The sequence below is a fragment of the Shewanella sp. SR1 genome (assembly GCF_020447145.1).
Taxonomy (GTDB): Bacteria; Pseudomonadota; Gammaproteobacteria; order Enterobacterales; family Shewanellaceae; genus Shewanella; species Shewanella baltica.
The window spans coordinates 113392-137190 of sequence record NZ_JAJAEF010000004.1 but is presented as its reverse complement, the minus strand read 5'-3'; the positions used below and the strand labels follow the sequence as shown (position 1 = coordinate 137190).

The 23799-nt window shown below is 49.4% G+C and carries 9 protein-coding genes; 3 read left to right on the top strand and 6 right to left on the bottom strand.

Going from position 1 to position 23799, the window contains the following annotated elements; translation table 11 throughout:
- Positions 1 to 19: 19 nt before the first annotated feature.
- The 4 genes from KV201_RS05290 to KV201_RS05275 are packed head-to-tail and all read right to left on the bottom strand — an operon-like array spanning position 20 to position 17302.
- Positions 20 to 6004 carry a beta-ketoacyl synthase N-terminal-like domain-containing protein gene (locus KV201_RS05290; RefSeq protein ID WP_319000208.1) on the bottom strand — a complete coding sequence of 1995 codons (5985 nt, stop codon included), beginning with the start codon at positions 6002 to 6004 and terminating at the stop codon, positions 20 to 22.
- Positions 6001 to 8343 carry a PfaB family protein gene (locus KV201_RS05285; RefSeq protein WP_226058728.1) on the bottom strand — a complete coding sequence of 781 codons (2343 nt, stop codon included), beginning with the start codon at positions 8341 to 8343 and terminating at the stop codon, positions 6001 to 6003. The genes KV201_RS05290 and KV201_RS05285 overlap by 4 nt, the downstream gene beginning before the upstream one ends.
- The gene (locus KV201_RS05280) at positions 8340 to 16436 is read right to left on the bottom strand and encodes a type I polyketide synthase (protein ID WP_226058727.1); all 8097 of its coding nucleotides are present in this window, start codon (positions 16434 to 16436) and stop codon (positions 8340 to 8342) included. Before KV201_RS05280 ends, KV201_RS05285 begins: the two co-directional genes overlap by 4 nt.
- The gene (locus KV201_RS05275) at positions 16433 to 17302 is read right to left on the bottom strand and encodes a transcriptional regulator (protein ID WP_226058726.1); all 870 of its coding nucleotides are present in this window, start codon (positions 17300 to 17302) and stop codon (positions 16433 to 16435) included. Before KV201_RS05275 ends, KV201_RS05280 begins: the two co-directional genes overlap by 4 nt.
- 689 nt (positions 17303 to 17991) lie before the next feature.
- On the opposite strand from KV201_RS05275, the gene KV201_RS05270 reads away from it, so the two are divergent.
- On the top strand, positions 17992 to 18885 hold the full coding sequence (locus tag KV201_RS05270) for a 4'-phosphopantetheinyl transferase superfamily protein (RefSeq protein WP_226058725.1): 894 nt from the start codon (positions 17992 to 17994) through the stop codon (positions 18883 to 18885).
- Positions 18886 to 19077: 192 nt separating this feature from the next.
- The gene (locus tag KV201_RS05265; protein ID WP_226058724.1) at positions 19078 to 19629 is read left to right on the top strand and encodes a hypothetical protein; all 552 of its coding nucleotides are present in this window, start codon (positions 19078 to 19080) and stop codon (positions 19627 to 19629) included.
- Positions 19630 to 19770: 141 nt separating this feature from the next.
- Here KV201_RS05265 and KV201_RS05260 read toward each other — a convergent pair whose 3' ends face one another.
- Positions 19771 to 21759: an alkyl/aryl-sulfatase gene (locus KV201_RS05260; protein ID WP_226058723.1), complete on the bottom strand. Its 1989-nt coding sequence runs from the start codon at positions 21757 to 21759 to the stop codon at positions 19771 to 19773.
- Positions 21760 to 21882: 123 nt separating this feature from the next.
- Here KV201_RS05260 and KV201_RS05255 point away from each other — a divergent pair, with 123 nt between their 5' ends.
- A complete protein-coding gene (locus KV201_RS05255; protein WP_226058722.1) occupies positions 21883 to 22824 on the top strand; it encodes a LysR family transcriptional regulator in 942 nt (313 codons plus the stop codon).
- Positions 22825 to 22917: 93 nt separating this feature from the next.
- Here the strand turns inward: KV201_RS05255 and queF are convergent, their stop codons facing one another.
- Positions 22918 to 23775 carry an NADPH-dependent 7-cyano-7-deazaguanine reductase QueF gene (gene queF / locus KV201_RS05250; protein WP_006080957.1) on the bottom strand — a complete coding sequence of 286 codons (858 nt, stop codon included), beginning with the start codon at positions 23773 to 23775 and terminating at the stop codon, positions 22918 to 22920.
- Positions 23776 to 23799 lie beyond the last annotated feature (24 nt).

The following is a 23799-nucleotide window of genomic DNA, read 5'->3' as shown; positions in this document are numbered from 1 at the left end:
ATAAATAGAATTTACCGCATTAAGCTTCTTCAATACAGATGGCGATATCTTTGACTTCATAAATCCGCAGACCATCTTTACTCAAGTTGGCATCGCCCATAATGATGCGTTTGCCATTGTCGTCCGTCACGCTGGTAATGTGTACATCCAGCGACATCTGCTTGTTTAATGGGTTAATTTGGCCGCGATACTTCCATTTGATATCCGATAATATCTGGCCGAATTTTGGACTCTTAAAGCCCGCACCAAGATCTTGGTCAATCGCATAGGTTTGCATCAGCTCGATAATCGCTTCAACCCCTAATGAGCCTGGCATTACCGGATCTTGATGGAAGTGGAATTGGAAGAACCAATCACTCGGGTCAATGGTGCGCTCGGCGTATAAATAGCCAAGGCCCGCTTTACCGCCGGTCTTCACGATGTCGGCTTTGTCGATAAAGCTAAGCTGACCGCCCGCTAAACGGTAATGCGGCTGACCTTCTGGCGCGTTAAAGCTGCGATGCTGTTTATCTAACAGATTGATTTGGCTATCGGCCGCTATGCCATTTTGAACATGCCAAGGTTGTGTGATCTTGCCGTTGTCTATGCCGAGTTGGTTTTTCAGCGCATCGCCCTTGAAGTAACCAAATACCGCTTTACCTTGGTAGAAAGGCTCGTCATCGCAGCTTAGCTCGAAGCTGAAATTCTGGATGATGTTGCTGCCAGCAATCACAGTCGATAATAGACGTGAGTCGTTCACTATTGTTTTACCGCGTAAATCCACATGGCGCAGCAGCTTACCGCTACCGTCTAAGTTGCGGAAAAACAGCTCTTGGCCGGGGAAGCCCAAGGTGGTGCCCATATAGCCTGAGATAAAGCCGTTTGGCTGCAGTGATATCTCCATTAGCACAGAATAGGGCATCACGGCGTGATGGCTGTTTTTATCGTAATACCAAGCGTTTGCGGGCACTTCGTATTCGGCGATACACGAAGAGGGCTTTTTCAGCTCGCCGCGTTTGCCGTCAATCGCAATGACGCGGGTGGTGAGCTGTAAATCACCGCAAGGCGTGCGCGGTGGAATAAGGCCGCGATAGATGCTGAAATCAGGGCCGAAGCAGTTTTCGATATCGCCCGTGGCAAATTCGAACATGTGATACGGCGTGAACGGCAGGGTATCGGGCACGCGGTTGGCGTACTTTGAATCCGCTGTCGCAATCGGCGCAGGTACATGCTTAAGCGGCACCACGCCTTTGTTGGTTGGCGCGGTTAAATCTGGCTGCTGCGCCATCAGCGGCGCGGCGAACGATGCGGGTGTTGTCGAAACTAGCGGCACAGCCGAAGCAGCATTTTTGGCAGCATTTTTAGTCGTATTGTCTGCTGTGCTGGCATCATTATCCGCAAGGTAGCGGGTGCATTCGGCTTCTTCTTTGATCATCACCCCAAGGTTTTGGAAGTCCACAACCACTTTACCATTGAGCAGAATATCGATATTCGCCTTAGCATACGGGCGCGGGCTCATACCTATTTCGGTGATTTCCATGCGATAGGTGAGCAGGCCAGATTGCGGCAACACTTGACCGCGACAACGCACTTTTTGTGATGCGTTTTCGAGCGGTTGGAAACGACCATCTTTTACACTTAGGTGCATACCAATATGCAGCATAAAGAATTGCAGTAATTGTCCACAACCTTCAGCCATTAACGATCCCGCCATCACTTGGTCGCCCATGAAATGACACGGGAAATACCAATGATCAGCTTCGAGCTGTTTATGGCCTTGAACTGAACCTAAGCCCCACGCGCCGCCATGCACCTCAAGATTGCTGACTTGTTCAATCATCAGGAATTTTTCGGATGCAAAACATAAAGAGGGCTGCAAACCATATTGGGCTTGATGCGCCGCGTGTGCGCCGCCAAAACAGCCACCGATATCGGCGCCGAGCAATTTATGAATTTGGCTGTAATCAAATTGGTTTTGCGCGCAGTCAAGTAACGGATTAAAGCGCGGCTTATTCGGATTGTTCAAGGCGAGGTTGCGCGCTTTGATTTCGGCTTCGGTGTGAATAACGCCTTTACCGTCGGCGAGTTCCTTGTCGGTGAAGAAGCCGGCACAGCCGCCATCCATTTTCAGGATCAGCTTGTCGCCCACGAAACATTCGTAGGAGAAGAAGAACAGCAAGGTATCGCCATTGCGGGCAAAGTGATTGATGGAAATATCGTAGCGCAGAGTGTCGCCACCGCGCGGTAAGTCGCCAAGGAAGGTCAGAGTGCAATCGAGCAGGCGATAAACGCGCTCGCCCTTGTTTTCAAAGTCGATACCTAAGTAGCTGATCAGCATTAAGTCGCATTGACCCGATTCAACGGCCACGGCCCACGGAATTTGACCATCGACCAAATACGGGGCGTCCACAGGAATGTCGTATTCTGTGGTCATAGTGCAAGGCTGATATTGGTTCATCTGAGCGTTTAATTTCGTTACTCGAGATACCAGCAAATAGTCTGTGGTTGGCAGACGTACACGGCGCGAATAGCTGTCGATAATGGCGTAATCTTGGCCAAAGACGTTAGCAATATCGCCTTCGGCGTACTCGACTAAATCCGCATAATCCCAAATACAAGGCTTGCTTATCGGTGTTGGCGGCGTGTACAGAGGCACTTTTGCATGGTTTGGATAAAGTGCAGTATGTGGAAGAACCGCTGTCGCAGATGCCTGAACGGTGGCTTGCTGCTCCACCGGAGCAACTTGGCCATTTACGGCTAACTCGCTGGCAAGCTGGGCTTTCATCAAGGCATCGGCCAGTTTCAGGCCTTGCTCACGGCTTTGTAAAAAGGCTAAATGGGCTTCACGGGCGAGTTGCTGATTACGTATAAATGCAGCGTCTTTTAGCTCTGCTTGAGCGGCGTTGTTATTGGGCGTGCTTAGGGCATTCATTGGCATGCTGCTTAATGTCTCTTTTTGTAGAGCCGTGGTTGGGCTGCTTGTTGCAAAGCCACTCGCGTCTTTGCTCGCTATTTGGGCCAAATGTTTGCGTTGGCTGCGCTTTGGCAATGCAGTGATGGCTTGGGCTTTTTGCTGTATAGCATCGATGTCCGCGAGCGGCGTATCAAGGATATGCTGATAGATATCGCGGCCACCGAGTGTCACTTGTTTAATTAAGTGTTTTTGCTCTGAAAGCGTTAAGTCTTGTTCAAGCCTTTGCTGCAAACTGTGCGCTTGCGTGGCACTTTGACTGAGCAATAATTGCGAGCATTTACCTTGGCTAAACGTGGCAACGAGCGCGTGCTGCACTTGATTAGCTTGTGGCTGTACTTGGTTTTTTAATTGCCCATGATTTTTAAGCTGAAGCAGCGCGCTCAAAATACTCGCCATGCCCGCAGCGGCAAAGTTGTGGCCTAGGGTATCTGCGGCTTGGCTGCGCTCACTTACACTCGGCAGCAGGGTATTGAGTACCAGTTCCGAATCGGCAAGTTGCTCAACCGCAATACTGGTTTCAATCAAGCTAATCTGGCTGCTATTCACCTTGGCTTGGGTTAACAAGTCATCGCAAATACGCGCTGTGTTGCTGTGACCTTGCGGGTCACACATAGCGCCAAACACTTGGCCGCTGATATGACCATAACAGTCGCCATAGCTGTTGCTATTGGTATTGTCAGCGGCAGTACTTGGCTGGGCTGCACTTGATTGTGTTGTCGTGAGCACTAATGCTCCAGCACCTTCACCGACTTTCCAACCAGTGTCAGTGGCATTAAATGCCACTGGCGATACGGCGTTTTTGAGGATCACTTGCTCAAGGCTGCCACTTAAATCGACGGCGGCGATCACTACGGCATCCAAGGATTCTTGGGATAACAAGTTTTCGGCTACATCGATACAGCGGGCGACCGATTGCTCCGCCGCCGAAATGGTAAAGGCAGGGCCGTTAAAGTCCCAAAGGGATGCGATGCGTGACGCCATAATGTTGCCAATAAAACTGGTGTATTGGTTCAGTTTTGCGGCATCGAGCACACTGTCCATGGTGATTTTTTCAAGGGCGAGATACTCAGCTTGTGTGAGTGTTATTCCTTGTTTTTTAAGGCTGTCTGCCAGTTGAGTGTGCAGGTTCACCCTGCCACGGAACTGGTGCAATTCAAGCTCTGTTTCCATCGCCACTAATACAGCAACCTTGCCGCCGGGCTTTAAGTTCGCATCGCGAATCGCTTCATCAGCCACTTTGATCAGCAGCAGTTGCTGGGAGATCAGGCGGTCATCTTCATTGGGCGGCACTTTAAAGCGCAGAAAGTCAAAATCGAACTGGTCGATATACGCGCCCTGTGGTGCGGCTACGAGGCCAGTTCCGGTTAAACCAAAGTTGGCTAGAATATCAGGGTGTTTATCTAAGCCTTTCCAGCGTTTAGTGGGCAGCGGGATAAAGGCATGTTGCTTTGCGCTTATCGTGTTATCCAGTGCATTAATGGAGGATAAAGGCCCAAAGTGCGATGCTAAGCCAATGATATTTAATGGCGTGTGCTGATAACTTACAGCGGCTGCTTCTTGTTCATTCTTCTTGTTTGTATTGGCAACATAGGATTCCAGCAGCAAATGCGCGTTACAGCCGCCAAAACCAAACACGGAAACACCCGCGTGGCGGCGGGAGTTTCCGGCTTTATCTGGCCAAGCATGCAATTCTGTTGGCAGATTTTTAGCGCTAAACAAGCCCTTAGGCGAGGATATCGGCGCTGATAAGTTAATACTTGGCGGCAGTCGACCCGAGCGCATGGCAAAAATCATCTTCATGATCCCCGGCATGCCTGCGGCGGTGAGTAAATGGCCTAAGTTGGATTTTGCTGAACCGATCAGCGGCACTGCAGAGCCCGCGAGTTTGTCCTCGAAGAAGCGCTCCATCGAGGCGAGTTCGACTTTATCACCGAGCGGCGTGCCGGTGGCATGGCATTCAATCACTTCGATATTGGCGGGCAGTGTGTTTGCCGCACTATAGGCGCGCTCGAAGGCTTGCACTTGGCCCTTGCTGTTGGGGCTTAATACAAACTGGCCTTTACCGTCGTTCGACAATCCAATGCCGCTGACGACAGCATAGATGTTATCGCCATCGCGCTCGGCATCTTCTAAGCGTTTTAAGACTAAAACCCCTGCGCCTTCTCCGGCGAATAAGCCCTTGCTGTTGCTATCAAAGGGCGCCGAAATACCATGATCTGGATAGGCGTGAAAAATCGAGAACCCCATGTTGATAAAGAAGGGATCTGCGCCCGATACTGCGCCTGCAAGCATCATATCGACCTTGCCTGTGGTCAGGTAATCGCAGGCGAGTTTGAGTGCGTAAACCGAGCTGGCGCAGGCGGCGTCCAGACTTAACTGAGTGCCTCCTAAACCGAGTGCATCGCTGACCAGCTTTGAGGCTGTGTGAGCAACGGCGCCATTGGCGACGTTTAATGCTTGCTCGAGGTTTAACGCTTTGTCAGTGTGAGCTTGGTTAAAATCAGCCAGCTGAAACGCACTCTGGTTAAGTTTGTTTTGCAGCGCCTTTTCAACGGTTTGATGATACAGAGGCAAAAATAATTCATTGGAGCGGGCGGTCGGGAACGACAAGGTTCCCATCACGATACCTGTGCGCGCCAGTACGGCATCGCTTGGGGCAATCCCTGCGTCTTGAAGGGCTTTACGACTGCAATCGAGTGCCCATAAAAAGCTTTCATCTAAACCGTCAAAGGCAGACTCAGGCAGTTGATAACCTTTGGCATCAAACTGGAAGTGTTGGATGTAGCCGCCTTTATCACAGTAAAAACGGTCAGACTGACCCTGCACACCTTGGTAATCGGCGGGATTAGCATTGAGCTTTTCGCGACTTATTTGGGTGCGTGAGTCTTTTTTATCCAACAGATTTTGCCAGAAGGTTTGTGGATTATCGGCGTCAGGATACTGAGTCGCGAGACCGACAATCGCAATTTTTGACGCACTTTTTGATGCGCTGTTTGACGCAATGGTAGGCACGGTAGTTTTATCAATAGTAGGGGAATGCTGAGAACTCACTGGGGTTCTCCTTCTGGTAATACTGCTGATGATAAAGGGGCTGCGTTAGCACTTAGTGGCTGAATGAGCGGCGTGAGCGACAGCGGTACTCTGTGGCTTATCAGTTGAGCTAAACACTTGAGTAAGCTGGTGATCGCATCGGCCCCCTTGGCATTGCAAGCAATGGCGGCTGTCGCCGCGTTCGCAGTGCTTTGGCTTGCGTGGGCGTGGCTAATTTTATCTATGAGTGTGCTAGTTTGCCTATCGGCGCCCACTTCGACAAACAGCCTTGCGCCTTGCTCAGTGGCATTTTGAATGAGCGCACTAAAGTCGAGTGGCGAACAAAAGGTATCGGCAATCGCGCGGCCAATGCTGTGGCTATTCACGGTTACTGGCGCAGTTTGCGCTGCACTAATAAAGCGAATAGACGAATCTTGCGCTGCCGCTTTCAGCGCCTTAGGTTTCAGTGCCTCAGGTTTTAGCGCTTGAGTATAGAAATCTTGTACTTGCCCATGGACTAACATGGCTGGCGCGGTATGCATTGCCGTGACGCGATTGGCGGCAATCCCGCGTTTGCCTAACTTGGCAAGTAGGGCTTTACAGCTCGCTTCGCAGCCTGCAATGACACAAGTATCACCTTGGGTGATGGCTAAGTAGGCGCGAGGGAACTCTGGCAATAATGCCTTGATTTCATTGCTGTCGGCGCGCACCACAAAGCTGTTCCACACTATGGCTTCATCATCCGCAAGCTGCCACGCTCGGCGGACTGCGGTTAGCTTACCAGAAATCGCATGGTTGAAAATATCGCTATTTTCAGTGGCGTTAATCATAGCGTGCGGTGTTTGCCACACATCTAGGCTGGCCCACATGGCCGCTTCGCCCATAGAGTAACCGAGCGCCATTTTAGGTTTAATATTAAAGACTTGGGTCAACAGTTTAGTGAATAGATAACTGGCCCCCACGCCACTAATCGCTTGCTGACTTAGGTTCATGCCAGCCGCGGTTTTAACATCTGCCGCATAAATCTGCGGTGATTGCAGCATGGCGCTTAAATCGCCTTCACGTTCTAACTGGTGATACAGCGCGGGGAAATACTCATGCAAGTTATTGAACATATTGGCGTAAACCGTGCCAACGCCGGGATATACAAAGGTAAGTCCCGCATCCCCTAGCGGCTTAGCGGTAAAGCAGCTGCCCGCTGGGGTCTTAAAGGGTTGACCGTGATGACGAATAGCATCATTTTCAAGCGCCGTAAGCATGGCCTTAGCTTCAAGTTTGAGATCATCACTTGATGCCGCCATCAAGACTAATGCCAGTGGTGCGTTGGTATCGTAGCGTTCAAACAAAGCTTTGAGATATTCCGCGCTAAAGTCCGTGCTATTTTCCAGAGTGCCCGCACCATTTTCTACTGTGTTAATTATCTGCAATATTTGCGCGATGAGCTCATCAATATTATCAGCGCTTATCGGCACAAACAGCCGGTTTTCATCAATAAGAGCTTTGGGCGCGATAACTTGTGTGCCTTGGGTCAGCACTAGGCTTTGGCTTAGATTTCGAGACTCATCCGCTTGATGTGACGTCTTTGCTACAAGATTTAGACACAACACCCGCGCTTGATGTTGGTCGCTAAACCAATAGCCAGTTTGATGATTGGTGTCGTTTGTCTGTTTTATATCAGTAGTGCCTTTAAGCGGCGCTTGTGTTCGCGCCGCGAGGGCGGTTACGCCTTGGCGCAGCGCAACAAATGCCTCGTTGAGAGTGTTGGCGATAGTCTGATGTTGAACGGTTTGAGCTGGGCTGCGCTTTGCCGCTGCTAACGCTGCATTTGCAACTGCCGCTGCATTAGCAACAGTCGCCGCATTTTCAACATCTGTTGTCTCATTGCCAGCGGCAAAGCCAGCAATAAACGCGTGGGCGTGAAGGCGCAGTTTGGCGGCGCGTAAACCATCGAGCAAATACAGAGACTGGGGCAGATTGCCATCATTGAATATCAGTTCAACGAGCTTGCCTTGCTCAATGGCTGTTGTTGCTTGGCCTAACAAGGCAGTGAGTGACCTTTGCTCATGCATTGACGGTTCATGCCCTCTTGGTTCATGAGCTGTCGGCACATGTACTGTTGATTGGTTGGCATCGGCAGCGCAAATCTGAACTCTTTCACGTTCAGTAAACGTCCCTAATACTTGGGCTGAGTGAGAGTCAAGGTTGACTGCATCGCCAAGCAACACTGCAATACGCAGTGGCTTGGCAAGCTTTTCAGTAATAACCGTGTCTGCAATAGCCTTGTCGGCATTAGCTGTGTCAGCTATCGATGTTTCAACTTGGCCGCTATGGGTCGTTGCTAAAGGGGGGGCTAAGTTCACTCGACTTTTGCCTCCACGCTTTCAATGCTTTTATTAGCAACTTTATTAGCTAAGAATGCACCGTTGAGGTTTTTGCTGATGGTGACTTTGGCGTTGTTCATCTCGCAGCTCAAGCGGCCATCTTGATGATAAAGTGCAATATTGGCTTCAAGGGCACGGCCAGAGTGTTTTACCACCTCCAGTACTAAATAGCCTTTATCGCCAAAGGCAAACGGCGCATGGGAGATAAACTCACCAATGCTTGATGGCAAACTCGCCGCGCCATATTTGAGTCTCGCCCACACCAGCATCGCCTGCAGCAGCAAATCTTCCGCAAAGGCTTGTGAGCCTTTAGGTGCCAGATTGGGCACAAAACTCCCGCAGTCCGCTAACGCAACATGGGGAATACTCACCTTGGCGACTAAGCTCGCATCGTCAAACTTCACCACAGACTCAATACCTTGCAGTCTTGGGCCGTGGAAAAGCGTGCCGTCGCTGTAAAGGCTGCTTGCGGTTGTGATGGCAGAAAGTCCTGCCAAGCTTTGCGCGTCAAAGGCGGTTGCTTTGCTGTTAGTGGCTAAGTAATCGTTAGCCGCGTCATCAACAGCATCATCAATCACTAGGATAGCCTGATATTGCGGACGACCTTCAAAGCTGATTAAGGCACTGAATTGTCTACTCGAGCACTCGTCTGTGTCTTTCGCGGCTTTATCTGTTAACGCAATCGGTGCAAGCTCAAGTTCTAGCGTGATGGGCGCACCGTTTTCTAACGCACCTTTTTCTAACGTCACAGTGTCGAAAATAATGCCCTTCAACAGCTTGTAGCTTTGCACTTTGACAGGCTGCTTGAGCACATCAAAGGCGGCTTCACGCATCCACTGAATCGCGCACACAGTCGGTAATACGGGATTACCGTTAATGCAGTGATCTTCAATAAAGATCATTGCCTTAGGGTTCAGTGTGCGCTGCAGTTTTACAGCGCTTATATTTACAGCGCTTGGATTTACAGCGTTAGGCAAAGCATGCGGACCCGACGAGTCAGTGGTCAGATCCGCTTCAGGCTTTTTTAGATTGCTACCTTTAGTCTCTTGCACTTTATGAGAAGTGTCGTCATGAGGTGCGCTGCCTTGCATGTCAGTACCGACCAGCAATTGTGCGCCTGTGTTGCTCAGTAATTGGCTCGCAAATAACTCAGCACCCGCCTTTAACGGGATCACATAAACACCGCGATCCATAAACATCTTTTTCAGCGCAGGATTCACCATGCCGCCGTCCCACGGACCCCAATCGAAGCTCATCACTTTGGCATTTGGCAGTTGCTGCGCCAGTTGCAGTGCGGCTTTGTTGAGTATGTCGTTGGACATAGCGTAATCGCTTTGGCCGGTATTGCCGTAAAAACCCGCCGCCGAAGAGAACAGGGCGATCAGTTTTACTTTATCTAAATCCAGTGCGGCAAGAAGATTGCTAATGCCTGTGACCTTAGTGCCATACACCCGTGCTAACTCATCTAAGGTTTTGTCTTGGATGTGTTTATCGGCGAGTACGCCCGCACCATGGATGATGCCGGTAATAGGTGATAACTCGGTAATCGGCACTATCGTGCTGGCAATCGCGTTTGGATTGTTAACATCGAGGCTTAAGTACTCAGCGCTGGCACCTACAGCGGAAAAGGCTTCTAGTGCGGCTGCAATTTCTAGGCTGCTTTGAACTGGCCATACTAAGGCATCCACTTGTTTTGGCGTGGGTTTCTCGCCCAAGCTTTGAATGTGGGCAATAGCTGCGGCTTTAAGTTCACTGTTATTCTTACCCTGTGCCCAAGCGGGAATGGCTTGTTGGCTGCTTCTGCCAGCAAGGATAAAGTGCGCCTTGCTGCGTTTTGCCAGACTCAAGGCACATTCAAAGGTCACGCCTTTTGCGCCGCCAGTGACTAGGATTTTATCTGCACTAGTCAAGTTAGCTGCGCTGTGGCGGGTATCTGCCTTGCCTGCAACTAAGGTCACGCGTGCCAGCGTTTCAGTTGCGCCGGCTTCACTCACACCGACTTCTAATAGCTTATCGGTTGCGAATAACTCAGCGATGACCGCATTGGCCAGTTGTTTGGCATCAAGTGCTGGCGCGATATCTAAGGCGCGGCAATGCACGCTCGGCCACTCGTGGCTCAAGGTTTTCGTCAGACCTGCCAATGCGGCTTGGTTTAACTCGCTGCGGGCAATTTGGCTGTGGTTAAGATAACCAAAACCACCGTCGATACGACTGACGCTGATAAAGCTGCTGCTAGTATTTGCCGTTGCTGCTGTTGTTAAAAGCGGTTGTAAGTGCTTGGCGAACAAGAACGCTTGCTCGACCGACGCTTTGGCGGCACAGGACAACACTAAACCTTTCGCATCGGCTGAGGTTTTATGTTGTGGTTGCAGATGAATAAAGCCTGCAACTGTACCTAAGCTTTTGATCTCATTAATTACTGCGCTGATACTGGCATCGTCAATCGCCGCCAATGTGAAGCTGGCAATGTGGCTATTGAGCGGTGATGCACTGGCTACAAGGCTTTCTGGCGAGCGCACAACCGCAACCGTTAGACCTTGAGCATGCAATTTCTCGGCAAGTACGCCAGCATTGTGACCATCATCGCTAATGATAATGCAGGCATCTTTAGCGAAAGTTCGTGTCACAGCTTGTTGCGCTGATTGTTGCGTTGCTTTTTGCGCTAGTTCAGCCGCCGCTGGCAACTTTTTTAGCACCACCTCACTGTGTGGTGGCAAATCATGGGGCAAATCGATAGCTGGTTCAGCCGCGACAGCGACGTTTACCACATTTGCAGCAGTATTCTGGCCTAGCTTACCTTGCATATAGCTAACGATTTCACCTAAGGTGCGACACTCGGCCAGATCTTCAGGATTCAGCTCAGGTAAGCCCGGTAGCTCATCTTGCACTGTGCCTAAGATTTCAACGCGCTTGATCGAATCGATACCTAGATCGGCTTCCATATCCATGCTGAGTTCCAGCATTTCAGTGGGATAGCCTGTTTTGTCGGCCACCACTGCCATCATAGTTTGTTGCACTAACGCAGCGCTTAAACCGCTGGCGGCAGGCGCGGCAGTTGTCACATGAGTTGCTACGATAACTGATCCCACAGCTGGCAGTTTGCTGTTCATGTAGTTAACGATTTCGCCTAAGGTGCGACACTCGGCCAAATCTTCTGGGCTGAGCTCAGGTAAACCCGGCAGCTCGTCTTGCACTGTGCCTAAGATTTCAACGCGCTTGATGGAGTCGATACCTAGATCGGCTTCCATGTCCATGCTGAGTTCCAGCATTTCAGTGGGGTAGCCTGTCTTGTCGGCCACCACTGTCATCATGGTTTGTTGCACTAACGCAGCGCTTAAACCGCTGGCGGCAGGTGCGGCAGTTGTCACATGAGTTGCTACGATAACTGATCCCACAGCTGGCAGTTTGCTGTTCATGTAGTCAACGATTTCACCTAAGGTGCGACACTCGGCCAAATCTTCTGGGCTGAGCTCAGGTAAACCCGGCAGCTCGTCTTGCACTGTGCCTAAGATTTCAACGCGCTTAATTGAATCGATACCTAAATCGGCTTCCATATCCATGCCAAGTTCCAGCATTTCAGTGGGGTAGCCAGTCTTGTCAGCCACCACAGCCATCATGGTTTGTTGCACTAAGGCAGCGCTTAAACCGTTATTCGCTGGAACTTGTGCAGGCGTTGCTTCAACGTTTGCCGGTGGTGCAACTGCTACCACGCTAACTACTGGCAATTTGCTGTTCATGTAGTCAACGATTTCACCTAAGGTGCGACACTCGGCCAGATCTTCTGGGCTGAGCTCTGGTAAACCCGGCAGTTCGTCTTGTACTGTGCCTAAGATTTCAACGCGCTTTATGGAATCGATACCTAAATCAGCTTCCATGTCCATGCTGAGTTCCAGCATTTCAGTGGGGTAGCCTGTCTTGTCGGCCACCACTGTCATCATGGTCTGTTGCACTAACGCGGCGCTTAAACCGTTGGCGGCAGGTGCGGCTGTTGCCACTTGAGTTGCCACATTTGCAGCAGTAATAGGCGCTACGATAATTGTACCCACTGCTGGAAGCTTAGAGTTCATGTAGTCAACGATTTCACCTAAGGTACGGCACTCGGCCAGATCTTCTGGGCTGAGTTCAGGTAAGCCCGGCAGTTCGTCTTGTACTGTGCCTAAAATTTCAACGCGCTTAATCGAATCGATACCTAGATCGGCTTCCATATCCATGCCAAGTTCCAGCATTTCAGTGGGGTAGCCTGTCTTGTCGGCCACCACAGCCATCATAGTTTGTTGAACAAGTGCTGCACTTAAGCTGCTTGTTGCTGGTGCCACAGATGTCATCTCTGGCATAACTAAAACAGGAGCTGCTGGCGCAACTTGTACTGTCACCGCAGGTGCAAAAGCAACCGGAGCTGTTTGCACAACAGGAGGAATGGGTGTGCTAACTGCTGGTCTCGTCGCAACAGCCTGAGCCGCTACTGGTGCGGCATTGTGCGCAACTGTCGATGCAGCAACAGGTGCTGGAGCCGGCGCAGTTGCTCGTGGCTGACTTGCAACCGCCGGGCTAAAGTTAATCGGCGCATTGTTTAGCATCGCCAAGGCCGCTTGGCTGCTACTGCTTTGCAGTTGCATAAATTCGGCGTGGCTTTGCAGGGTTTGCGCTTGATGCTGGTGGAACATTTCCATTGAGCGTTGCAGGCTTTCTGGGATTGCAATGCCTTGGCTCGCCATCTTGGCTTGTTCAGTCATCAGTGTCGTGAAAGTATCGCCATATTGCTGCGGGATAGCTAAAAACTGTTGATGCAACTGCGCCGCTTGAGATTGTGCGCTGAAAAATGCGGTTAACGCATCGCTGCTGACGTTTGGTGTGCTTGGGCTCAACGGCGCCGTTGCTTGTTGTGCGTGATTGCTTAAGCCTTGCGCAACGCTTGGGGATGTTTGTTTCATTTCAACAGCTGCCACTTGATTCGCTTCCACTTCTATTATTTTCTCAACAACTTTTTCGACGATGACTTCTTTCTCAACGATTTTTTCGACTTCTTTTTCGAGAATCGTTTCAACGATGCGATCCACATATTGCACTTGGCTAGTCACGCTGCCTGTGGCGAGGGATTTGGCCATCTTAGCTTTGGTCGCTGCACTAATATGGTTAGTGGCGGTGAGTGTGATGTTCATCGCTGATGGCGCTTCACGCTCGGCAATCTCTTGTGACGTGACGGCTTGATAGGGGTCAACCTCAGTTAACGCCACGCCGGCTACCGCGAGTTGCACTGCGGCTAAGCGTAATTGACTGTCACTGTCGCCCTTAGGATTAGGGTTCATGCTGACAAGGCAAAGCTCATTTAAGTGTTCGCCTAAGGTATTTTCAACTAACTTTTGCAGTATGTTCTTAGGGCCAAACTCAACAAACACACGGGCGCCAGCGTCATACATGGCCTGCAGTTGTTCGCTAAAGCGAACCGATTGCAGCATGTGTTGTTTGAATTCTGCTTTAATCGCTTTGCCATCGCTTGGGTGTAATTGACCCGTGCCGTTGGCATAAAGTGCGACAGAAGGTGCGCTGAATTTAGCTTTATCAATGGCTTTGGCAAATGGCTTTTGTGCGTGTCCAACCAAGGGAGTATGGAACGCGCCAGAGACGGGCAGGGCAATCGCTTTAAAGCCCAGTTCGCTAATGGCTTTAGCGGCCAGCTGAGTTTGCTCTGTGCCACCTGCGATGACTAATTGTGTCGGCGCGTTGTAGTTGGCAATTTTAACGCCATCAAACTGGGCTAAACAGCTATTGAGCGCATCGATATCATTCTTTTGCTTAAGAATGATGGCGAACATTGTTCCTAAATCAACTGCTTTACTCGCGGTATCACTTGGCACTTGCGCCATGGCGTGCCCACGGGCGAAGGCCAGTTCGACGTAATCTTCATTGGAAATCACGCCTGCCGCGCAAAGGGCTGACAGTTCACCAAAGCTGTGACCTGCCACCATATCGGGGGCAAAACCCGCTTGAGTTAATAGCGAATATTGCGCCATTGAAATCGCGCCAATGGCGCTTTGGGCGAACAGGGTATTGGTCAGCGCCGCTTCTTGGGCTTTCACCGCATCGGCATCGAATGCCGGAATAGGGTAAAGGATGTTGGATAACGGTGTTTGGCCGTGGTGAGCAAATGCTTTATCGCTGGCCATCACTTGTTGGCGCATTTCAGGGAAATGGCAGGCGAGTTCGCGGCCCATGTTCAGGTACTGTGAACCTTGACCGGCAAACAGGGCGGCTACTTTCTTTGATTCATTCTGAGCCACTAAGGCATGAGAGCGGTAGCTGATACCAGAAGGTAATTGCCACACTTCAATTGCATTGGTTTCTAAATGCGCAATCGATTGATTTAACTGAGCTTGCAGCTGTGCGATATCCTTAGCCACAAAACCTAAACGGGCATCTGTGCTTGCCAGTGTGCGTAGCGGATATTGCTGAGCGATAGCGTTCAGACTCGCAGCGCTGCTCTTATTCGTGTTTGCGCTCGTGTTCACGCTTTGGCTCAGCGCAGCTTTTAACTCGCTAAGCAGCGCAGTTTTATTGGCGGCGGCAAACAATAGTGTCTGCGGCACACTGCGCTGACGATATTGCTCGTCACGGCTATGCTCAGGTTTGTATTCTTCTAATACAAGATGGAAGTTAGTGCCGCCAAAACCAAAGGAGCTCACGCCTGCACGGCGCGGCGTTGCATCGGCGCGCTGGAACCATGGGCGAGTTTCGGTATTTAAATAGAATGGCGAACTTTCGATATTCAGTTTTGGATTAGGCTGGCTGACGTTAATGGTCGCAGGCAATACCTTGTGATGCAGTGCCAGCGCGGCTTTGATAACCCCGGCAGTACCCGCAGTTGATTTAGTGTGGCCCACTTGGGATTTCACTGAACCTAACGCGATATGTTGATTGGTGTCGTTGCCTTGGGCGAATACCGATTTTAAGCCATTGAATTCGGCCACATCACCTGCAGCTGTGCCGGTGCCGTGGGCTTCAACCAAACCAATGCTGTGCGGTGCAAAACCAGCATCGTCGTAAGCGCGCTCCAATGCTTTAGCTTGGCCCTCAGGGCGCGGCGCATAAATACTCTTAAACTTACCGTCCGATGAGGCGCCAACGCCTTTGATGACGGCATAAATCCGGTCACCATCGCGCTCGGCATCTTCAAGGCGCTTAAGTGCGACCATGCCAATACCTTCGCCGATCATCATGCCTTTAGAATCGATATCAAAGGGTTGAATGGTTTCATTGGTGGTGAAGGCTGGCGTTTTTGAGAAGCTCATGTACATTGATGGCGAGTTGTCGGTACAGACGCCGCCGGTGATCATCATGTCGCTGCGACCTTCGGTCAGTTCAGTCAACGCCATACGCATAGCGGCAAGCGAGCCCGCGCAGGCAGCATCGACTACGCAGTTCATGCCGCCAAAATCAAACCGGTTGGCGATACGGCCTGCAATCACGTTGCCTAAGGACCCTGGGAAAGAGTTTTCTTCCCAGTGGATATATTGGTCTTGGAACTTTTTGATCAGCATTTCGCTGTCTTCATCGCTCAGGCCGCTGCTTTTAAATACTTTTTTCAACACTGGATATTGCAGGCGCGAGTTTAAGCTTTGACTGATTTTTTGACCACCGCCCACGCCTAGCGTGATGCCGATACGATCGCGATCATAATCGGTGGGCAGATTGGCATCGGCGAGCACTTCTTTGGCGACAATCAGCGACAGCAGTTGCGAGGTATCTGTCAGCTCAAGAATATTGGGCGGCAGACCAAATTCCATGGGGTTAAAGTCGACTTCAGGCAAAAAACCACCGCGTTTACAGTAGCTTTTATCGGCTTTGCTTTTGTCTGCATCGTAATAATCTTCGGCGCGCCAATGGGTGTCTGGGATGTCAGTAATGGCATCGATTTTTTCGCTGATCAAATCCCAAAATTTATTTAAATAACGCGAGTTAGCAAAGATGCTGGCCATGCCGACAATGGCAACGGGCATATCTTTCAAACGTTTGTTGAGTCGTTTATCTTTTTTTGACTCAGTCGCAGAATTAGGTACAGAAGGGGTATGGCTCATAAAGAGTCTCCACGGGTCGACCTGGATACGGTGACCTTGTTTTGGGATTCAGCCGCGCTTGTCTTTGGCGTGCCATGGGCACCGGGAAAACGGGCTAAGAAGGTGTGATAGTTGCGAACGAGCAACTTTCGTAAATGAAACGGCCCATGTCGGAGGACATAGGCGATATATCTATTGGTCGCTTGGGTGTTGCTGTCTTGATAAATATCGAGGTAAATCCAATCACTTGCCGTATCTATGCCTAATAGCACTGAGCTTGGAGCTTGCTCAGTGAGCTGCGGCGGTATAGTGAGTGACACCACTTGCACCACAGTATTGCCGTCGGTACTTGGCAGCGCCAGCGCCTTGGCCAAGGTTTCTGGATTGACCGTATAGGTTTGGATATCGCTGCCTTGCGTCACAGGCAATTGATTAAAATAGCGTTCGGGTACTTGTGGTGCTTCAAACTCATCGAGCCGCGATATGCCGTAGCGCTTTAAGCAACGGGCAAGGCCGGAGCGCGACACATTGGGATTAATGTAGGTTTGGGTGACGTGGAGCAATCTATCTAAGGTGAGTCTGAGTTGGTAACGTAACCCCACCACCACGTATTCTTCCATCGGCGTGAGCGTCGTGTTGAGATGGTGGGGCGTGTTCGAGCTGTTGCTGATGGACTCACGCTTACGCCACTTACGCACCGTTGCCTCGGTAATATTTAAAATCTTTGCCAGCTGGCTCACGCTCAGATCCGATTGTTGGATAAAGAGTCGCATTTCAGGCGTAGTGGTGGCGTTGCGATGCCGAGGTGTGCTGTCTTTTTGCGCCGCTGGAGTTGTGCTCTTGGGGGCGTAAGACGGCGCTTTAGATTGAGAGTCGCGAGTTGCCATTAAAAATAATTATCATCCGACATAATCTATTGGGACTGATAAGCGATTTTGGCTGAGTCACGACTGACATTTATGACTAATGTCGTGACACTCATCGTAAAACCTGTGCTTATCATCTGTGTCACTTAATGGGGATGCAGATTACCTGAGGTTTCGGAGCGATACAATCATCTGGGACTGGAATTTATTAGCTTTCGTTGAGTAATGGTATTTTCTGTGCGTTATGTTGGGTTTTCGCTTACCGCTTGGACTGTTTAATACTTTGATAGTGGAAGATTTATATTTGTAGCGGCGATGAAGGCAGCTTTTTTGAGTTATCGGGGTAAAATAGCCCAATATTGGCTTACGTCCCTTTCGTCATGAATGAGGCTGTGCGGCTAAACCTGCTAATTTGTTTTTTTTTGGGGGGGGGGCCTTGGCGCAATTGCAGCAAAAATTTGCACTTAGGATAGAGTTAATAGTCGTTCTAAGCATTGCTCTTATTAGAGTGCTGCTAAGAATTGCTCTTATTAGAGTGCGGCTAAGAATTGAACTCGGGCTTAGTTGAAACGATTTAAGATGCATAATGAACTCAGATAATGATGAACCTAGACAATAATGAACCAGATAAGAATGTTGCTAAGTGCTCTCCAAAAAGCCAGACAATGATAACTCATCAGCCGCAAGGCTTTGTACAGCTAGGCTCTCGAATGACCGACTCTCTAACATCTAGCAAAAACGGCGTGAATGTGGATCTGTTTTTTATTCCGCTGAACGATATTTCAGCGGCGCAAACATCACTTGCCGAGTCTTGGTTAAGTGATGATGAACTCGCAAAGGTCAGGCGTTATCGCGATCCCAAGGCGCAAATAAAGGGGTTACAGGTGAGGGCGGCGCTACGGACCGTATTATCTCGCTATGCGGATTTATCGCCACATGAGTGGTGTTTTGAGTATGGCGCTAAGGGCAAACCGAGTTTAACGGCGACATTACGGCAGCAAACGGGGCTTGAGTTTAACCTAAGCCATAGCGGCGATTGGTTATTGATTGGTGTGGCTCAGTTTGATGGCGTTGAGTCTGTTTTATTTGGTGTCGATATTGAAAGGTCACGGCCGAAGACGGATATCTATCCAATCCTAAATCACTATTTTTCTCCCCAAGAAACCGCAGCCTTGCTCGCCCTCGCCGATGAAACGAGTCAGCGGCAGCGCTTTTTCGATTTATGGGCGCTAAAGGAGTCCTATATTAAGGCGACTGGTTTAGGTTTAGCGCAGTCGCTCAAATCCTTTGCCTTTGAGCTTAAGCCGTTTGAGCAATTGGCGGCAGAATCGCTTGAGTTATCATGCCAAGATGCCGGATTGAGGCAAGCCTGCGGCGTAGCTTCAATGCTTAATGTTTATCCACATATCTCGCTAAATATCCCGCAACAAATCTCGCTAAAAACACCGGATTTGGTTGATTCCCTGCATTGGCAGACGCACTTTGGTCGTTTGACCGAGGAGTATCGCTTTGCCATTAGCCTAGCGCATGCTGGTAATGCCGCGATTCCCATGACACTAACCGCGCAGCTGAGCAGCATAGAAGTCTTACTTGCAGATTATTAACGGCGAAAGAGGGGGCGTTATTCGCGCCAGTAAACTCACTTAAACCGCTAAGATCTGCGATTGCGTTTAGCCATAATTCTTTCTGCGCGTTATCTTGTTATCAATCCATTTTATTCATCTTCGGTTAAACATTGCTGGATATAGTCACGCCCATAATATTTTGAAGTTGAATGAAATAAATGAGGTTTAGCAATGAAACGGATTAAGTGCGTATTGCCGGCCACTATGCTGGTGTTGTTATCTGGTTGTGGTTATTTTGGTGGCGATGAAAAGCAGCAATTAGAGCAGGCTTGGTTGGCCCAAGATCCACAGTTGCAGCAAGTGGTTGAGCAAATTCGTGCCAATGGCTTAGATGTTGTCGCCCAAAGCGCGGCTGCGGGCACAGTTTCAGCCTGCGTGGCAGAAAAACTTAGCCAAGATCCGCTTGGCAAATTAGTGAATGTTGAAGGCTCGCTGGTGGAGTCGGCCAAGGTGGCTGAATTACTGGGTGACTTGCAGAAAGTGATGCAGCAAGACATCAGTTTTGATCAAGTCGCGAGCTTGCTACAAAAGGGCGCGGATGCGGCGGCCTATGCAAAAAGCCTTATCGAGCAACAAGGTTTAGATCAAGCCTTACAAAGCCTGAAGCAAATGGCGACTGCGAGCGAGCAATTTGCCCAGCAAGATTTAGGCGAACATTTCCAGCAATTATTACTTGAGTGTAAAACTGTAGCGCCAACTCCAACGCCAGCCTCTGGGAACTAATGCTGCTTTCTTAACTGACAACATCATCCTGAATCTGCTTGGGATGATGCCAATCCCCCAGTGCTAGAGGCGTTCAAGGTGATTATACGCTAGTTCGTTTTCCCATAAAAAAAGCCCTGAAGCTTCAGGGCGTTGATGTCATTATTTCGCGCTAGGTAGCGGGACGATTTCAAAGTTTTCATCAAATTTTACTAAGGTCGACGCTATCTTACTGAAGGCCGCTTTATCGCCCTCGAGTTTGGCCGTGCCGTTGGCAAGTAAGTCTTTGAGGGTCACTTTGCCGAGTAAAATCCTGGTAATGTAGCGCTTATCAATATAAAGATTGGTGTCGGCCTCCATTGGTTTGTCAACCTTAATATTGCTTAAGTTACCGTTACTTAGCTCGACGTAGAGAGTGTCTTTGGTATCGGGGTTAATTACATTTAGCCTGATGAATCCAAGTTCTGCGGCCTTGATGCTATCGACTTTTACGGCGAGGAAGTCAAACAGAGTCGAGATATCCATTTCACCTAAAATATCTGCCGATGCCGATTTGGGCGCGCCGGGTTGGATCCCTACGCGTAACTCTTGGGCGCCGGTAAGATAAATGTTACGCCAGCCTGCGCCTTCGGCTTGGTAGCCCAGTTGCTCATAGGTATCGGCAAGTAATTGTCTGGCCTTTTCGTTATCGGGTTCTGCCATGATCACTTTATTCAGTGCCGTCGCCACGAAACGGTATTCACCTTGGGCATAGTCGGCTTTGGCATGTTTAACCACGGCTTTAGCACCGCCCATATACTCGACAAATTTCTTCGCTTCATCTTTAGTCGGTAGCGGGTTTAAGTTGGCTGGATTCATATCGAAATAGCCTAAATACATGTTGTACACGGCTTTCGCATTATGGCTGTAGGTACCATGGTAACCATTGGTATACCAAGTATCGCGCACCGCCTTAGGGATAGTGGTTTGAATCGCATCGCCAATATCTTGAATACCCACACCGTTATTGGCTAAACGCAGGGTTTGACTATGCACTAGGCCATAGTTATCCCTTTGCATTCTGAGGTAAGCATTTACATCCGCATTGCCAAAGACGGGCGCTGAATGGGCCTCGAAAAGTACCTGTGCATCATCGCCAAAGCGTGTCAGCAATGCATTGATATCCTTTGACCATTTGATTGCATCACGGACTTTTGCACCGCGCAAGGTGTAAATGTTGTGCATGCCATGGTAGGTGAGTTCACCCGTCCACAGGGCTTTCATTGAGGGAATATAGGTGGCCATTTCCGAGGCGGCTTCTGTGCCTGAGGCATCCATAAACACCATGTCTATGCCATCTATGGTGAGTGTTTCCCACTTATCTTTGCCGTTTAAGGTGACATCGGGTTTAACGTAGGTCACTTCGCCTTTGGATAACCCCTTGGCGAGTGCTGCATCGACAATACCTTGATCGTTTCGCTCTAACGTTGCGCCGTATTGATAGGCAGCGCGGCGGCTCATGGCATTACCGGCGAGAACGTTTTCGTCGACAATTTCTTTGGTAATGTTATTTGAACCATAAACTTTGACCTTAGGGTATATGTCTTTGATTGCACGGGAACCGCCAAAATGGTCCGCATGACTGTGGGAATAAATCATCGCCACCACAGGTAAGTCATTACCCTCAGGCAAGTTTTTTAGCGCAAACTCCAATGATAACTTTGCCGCTTCTTTGGTGAGCAGCACGTCATAAAGGATCCACCCCGTTTTACCGCGGATAAGCGTTAAGTTCGACAAGTCAGTGCCGCGAACTTGATAAATGCCATCTGTGACCTTGTATAAGCCGTTAGACACCATATTCAACTGAGCTTGGCGATAGAGTGAGGGATTGACTGTGTCTGGGGTTTTGTCGCCGATAAAGCTGAATTCGGTGCGTAAAATGGCGGCAGTTGGTTCATCGAGTTCGGCGATGAGATTCTTAGAAAACTCTTCAAAGGCTTTTTTATCGGTGTAATTTAGAGTGGCTGCTGTGGCCTTGTTGACCTCAGCGGTTTGCTGGGTCGCAGGCTTTCCCTGATAGTGCAGACTGATATGTTCATGCTCGTGTTCTGCCGCCGAAGCGCTGAGGGAGAACGTTGCGATAATACTCAATGTCATCAAAGATTTTTGCATAATTTTACCTACAGATAGGAGGGATAGTGTCGTTGATGGTTTGAGTATAGACAGCTTGTGTATTTAGATAACTCGCGTTAGCTTGGGTTGTAATATTCATATTGTGAATGAGTGGTTTCCCTTATGCCGACACAAAAGCCATTAGATTTAAACTTATTGCGGGTGTTTATGGTGGTTTACCGTACTCGTTCATTCACGCAAGCGGCTGAAGAACTGGATTTAACTCAATCTTCGGTCAGTAATGCGATCAGTCGATTCAGGGGATGGGTCGGGGAGTCACTGTTCAATCGGGTTGGGAGGGGAATTGAACCGACGGCAGTGGCGCGGGAAATGTACCGTAAGTTTGAGCAGCCAATGGCAGATATCGAAACTGTATTGCTGGGGTTTGAGCATTTTGATCCAAAGTGCAGTCAGCGACGCTTCTATGTGTATGCCAATGAGTCGGTTATCGAAGCGCTGCAAACCGGTGTGCAGGCGTTATTACAGGATGCGGATATTGAAGTGATTTTTCGAGAATCACCGCCACAGGAAGCTGATTTATATCGCGATATCTTGCTTGAGCGAGTCGCTGTGGCGATAGACATTAAACCCGCGCAGCAAAGTTTGCTCTCGAGCAAATTACTGTTCACTGAAACCTTAGTGTGTATCGTCAGTCGGCAGCATCCTCGGATTCAAGGCGCCATCACCCATGAGCAGTATTTTGAGGGGAAACACGTCTTTTTGAATATGCGGCGTTTTAATCTTACTGCGGGGGATTTGTTTACCGAAGGCGTCTTGCCCAGACGCAAGATGTATAGTGAGCAGTCATCTTTATTGAGTATGTTTGCTACCGTAGGCAAAAGTGAGGCGATAGGCATAGCGCCTTTGCGGTACGCCAGTCAGTACGCCGAGTTGTTCGGCATCCAGATTTTACCTATGCCACTGAAAACAAGACCCATTGATTTGTATATGGTGTGGAGCAGTAAATACACCCAAAACCCGAGCCATCAATGGCTGCGAAGCTTATTGCTCGATGCCAGTGCGAGCACTGTAAATGAAAAAGCTCTGAATCTTGCTAGCAGCTAGGCTAGCGATTCAGAGCTTAGTTTCGGTTTTTAACCTTAGTTTTTTCTCAGTTCTAAACCTTAGTTCGTAATCTGATACTCGAACGAACGTTAATTACTGCCTTGCGAGTCTGTGGCTTTCGCCAGGTTGCTCGAAGTCACTGCGATACGGGTTGATATCTAAACCGCCGCGGCGCGTATAGCGGGCGTAAACGGTCAATTTAGTGCAATGACAGAAACGCTTCAAATCGACAAAAATCCGCTCGACACATTGCTCGTGGAACTCGTTATGTTGGCGGAAAGAAATCAAATAGCGCAGCAGTTTCTCGCGATCGATTTTAGGCCCTTGATAACGGATCATCACGCTGCCCCAGTCGGGTTGCGAAGTGATCAAACAGTTGGATTTCAGCAGGTTTGAATTAAGCGTTTCCGCAACCGTTTGCTTATCGTCCGTGCTGTTTTCCAAGTAATCAGGATTAAAACTATAATCGCTGACTTCAATATCGAGATCGTCAATACACGTGCCTGGTAACTCGATAATACGCTGAATGCCAAAGCTTTTTGGTTCGATGATTTTAACGCTAATATCACCTTGAGCACATTGGCTTAAGTCTGCGACTAAGGTCTTTTGCAGTGAATCTATGCTATCGAACTTGGTTTGATTAAAGCTATTGAGATACAGTTTGAACGATTTCGACTCAATCAGGTTCAGGCTTTCATAGCTTAAATGAAATTCAGCTATGGCCACCATAGGCTTACCTTTAGCATTTAACCAAGACAGCTCATAACCCGTCCAGATATCGGCACCATGAAACGGTAACGTCCCAGTGAGTGCAATAGCATTACGGTTTAGTGAGCGTGGAACCCCTTGCAGCAGCGACGCATCATACTCGGCTTGATAGTCTGTGGCTTTACCTAAAGTCAGGCCAACAAGCGCTTGCGCATCACTATAGGGATCGTGATTCTGTGTCATCAATACTGTTTCCATGTCAAAATA

Excerpts from the sequence above, each read along its gene's own strand:
- KV201_RS05280 (WP_226058727.1), bottom strand. The coding sequence starts at position 16,436 with ATGAGCCATACCCCTTCTGTACCTAATTCTGCGACTGAGTCAAAAAAA.
- KV201_RS05275 (WP_226058726.1), bottom strand. The coding sequence starts at position 17,302 with ATGGCAACTCGCGACTCTCAATCTAAAGCGCCGTCTTACGCCCCCAAG.
- KV201_RS05270 (WP_226058725.1), top strand. The coding sequence starts at position 17,992 with ATGACCGACTCTCTAACATCTAGCAAAAACGGCGTGAATGTGGATCTG.
- KV201_RS05265 (WP_226058724.1), top strand. The coding sequence starts at position 19,078 with ATGAAACGGATTAAGTGCGTATTGCCGGCCACTATGCTGGTGTTGTTA.
- KV201_RS05260 (WP_226058723.1), bottom strand. The coding sequence starts at position 21,759 with ATGCAAAAATCTTTGATGACATTGAGTATTATCGCAACGTTCTCCCTC.
- KV201_RS05255 (WP_226058722.1), top strand. The coding sequence starts at position 21,883 with ATGCCGACACAAAAGCCATTAGATTTAAACTTATTGCGGGTGTTTATG.
- queF (WP_006080957.1), bottom strand. The coding sequence starts at position 23,775 with ATGACACAGAATCACGATCCCTATAGTGATGCGCAAGCGCTTGTTGGC.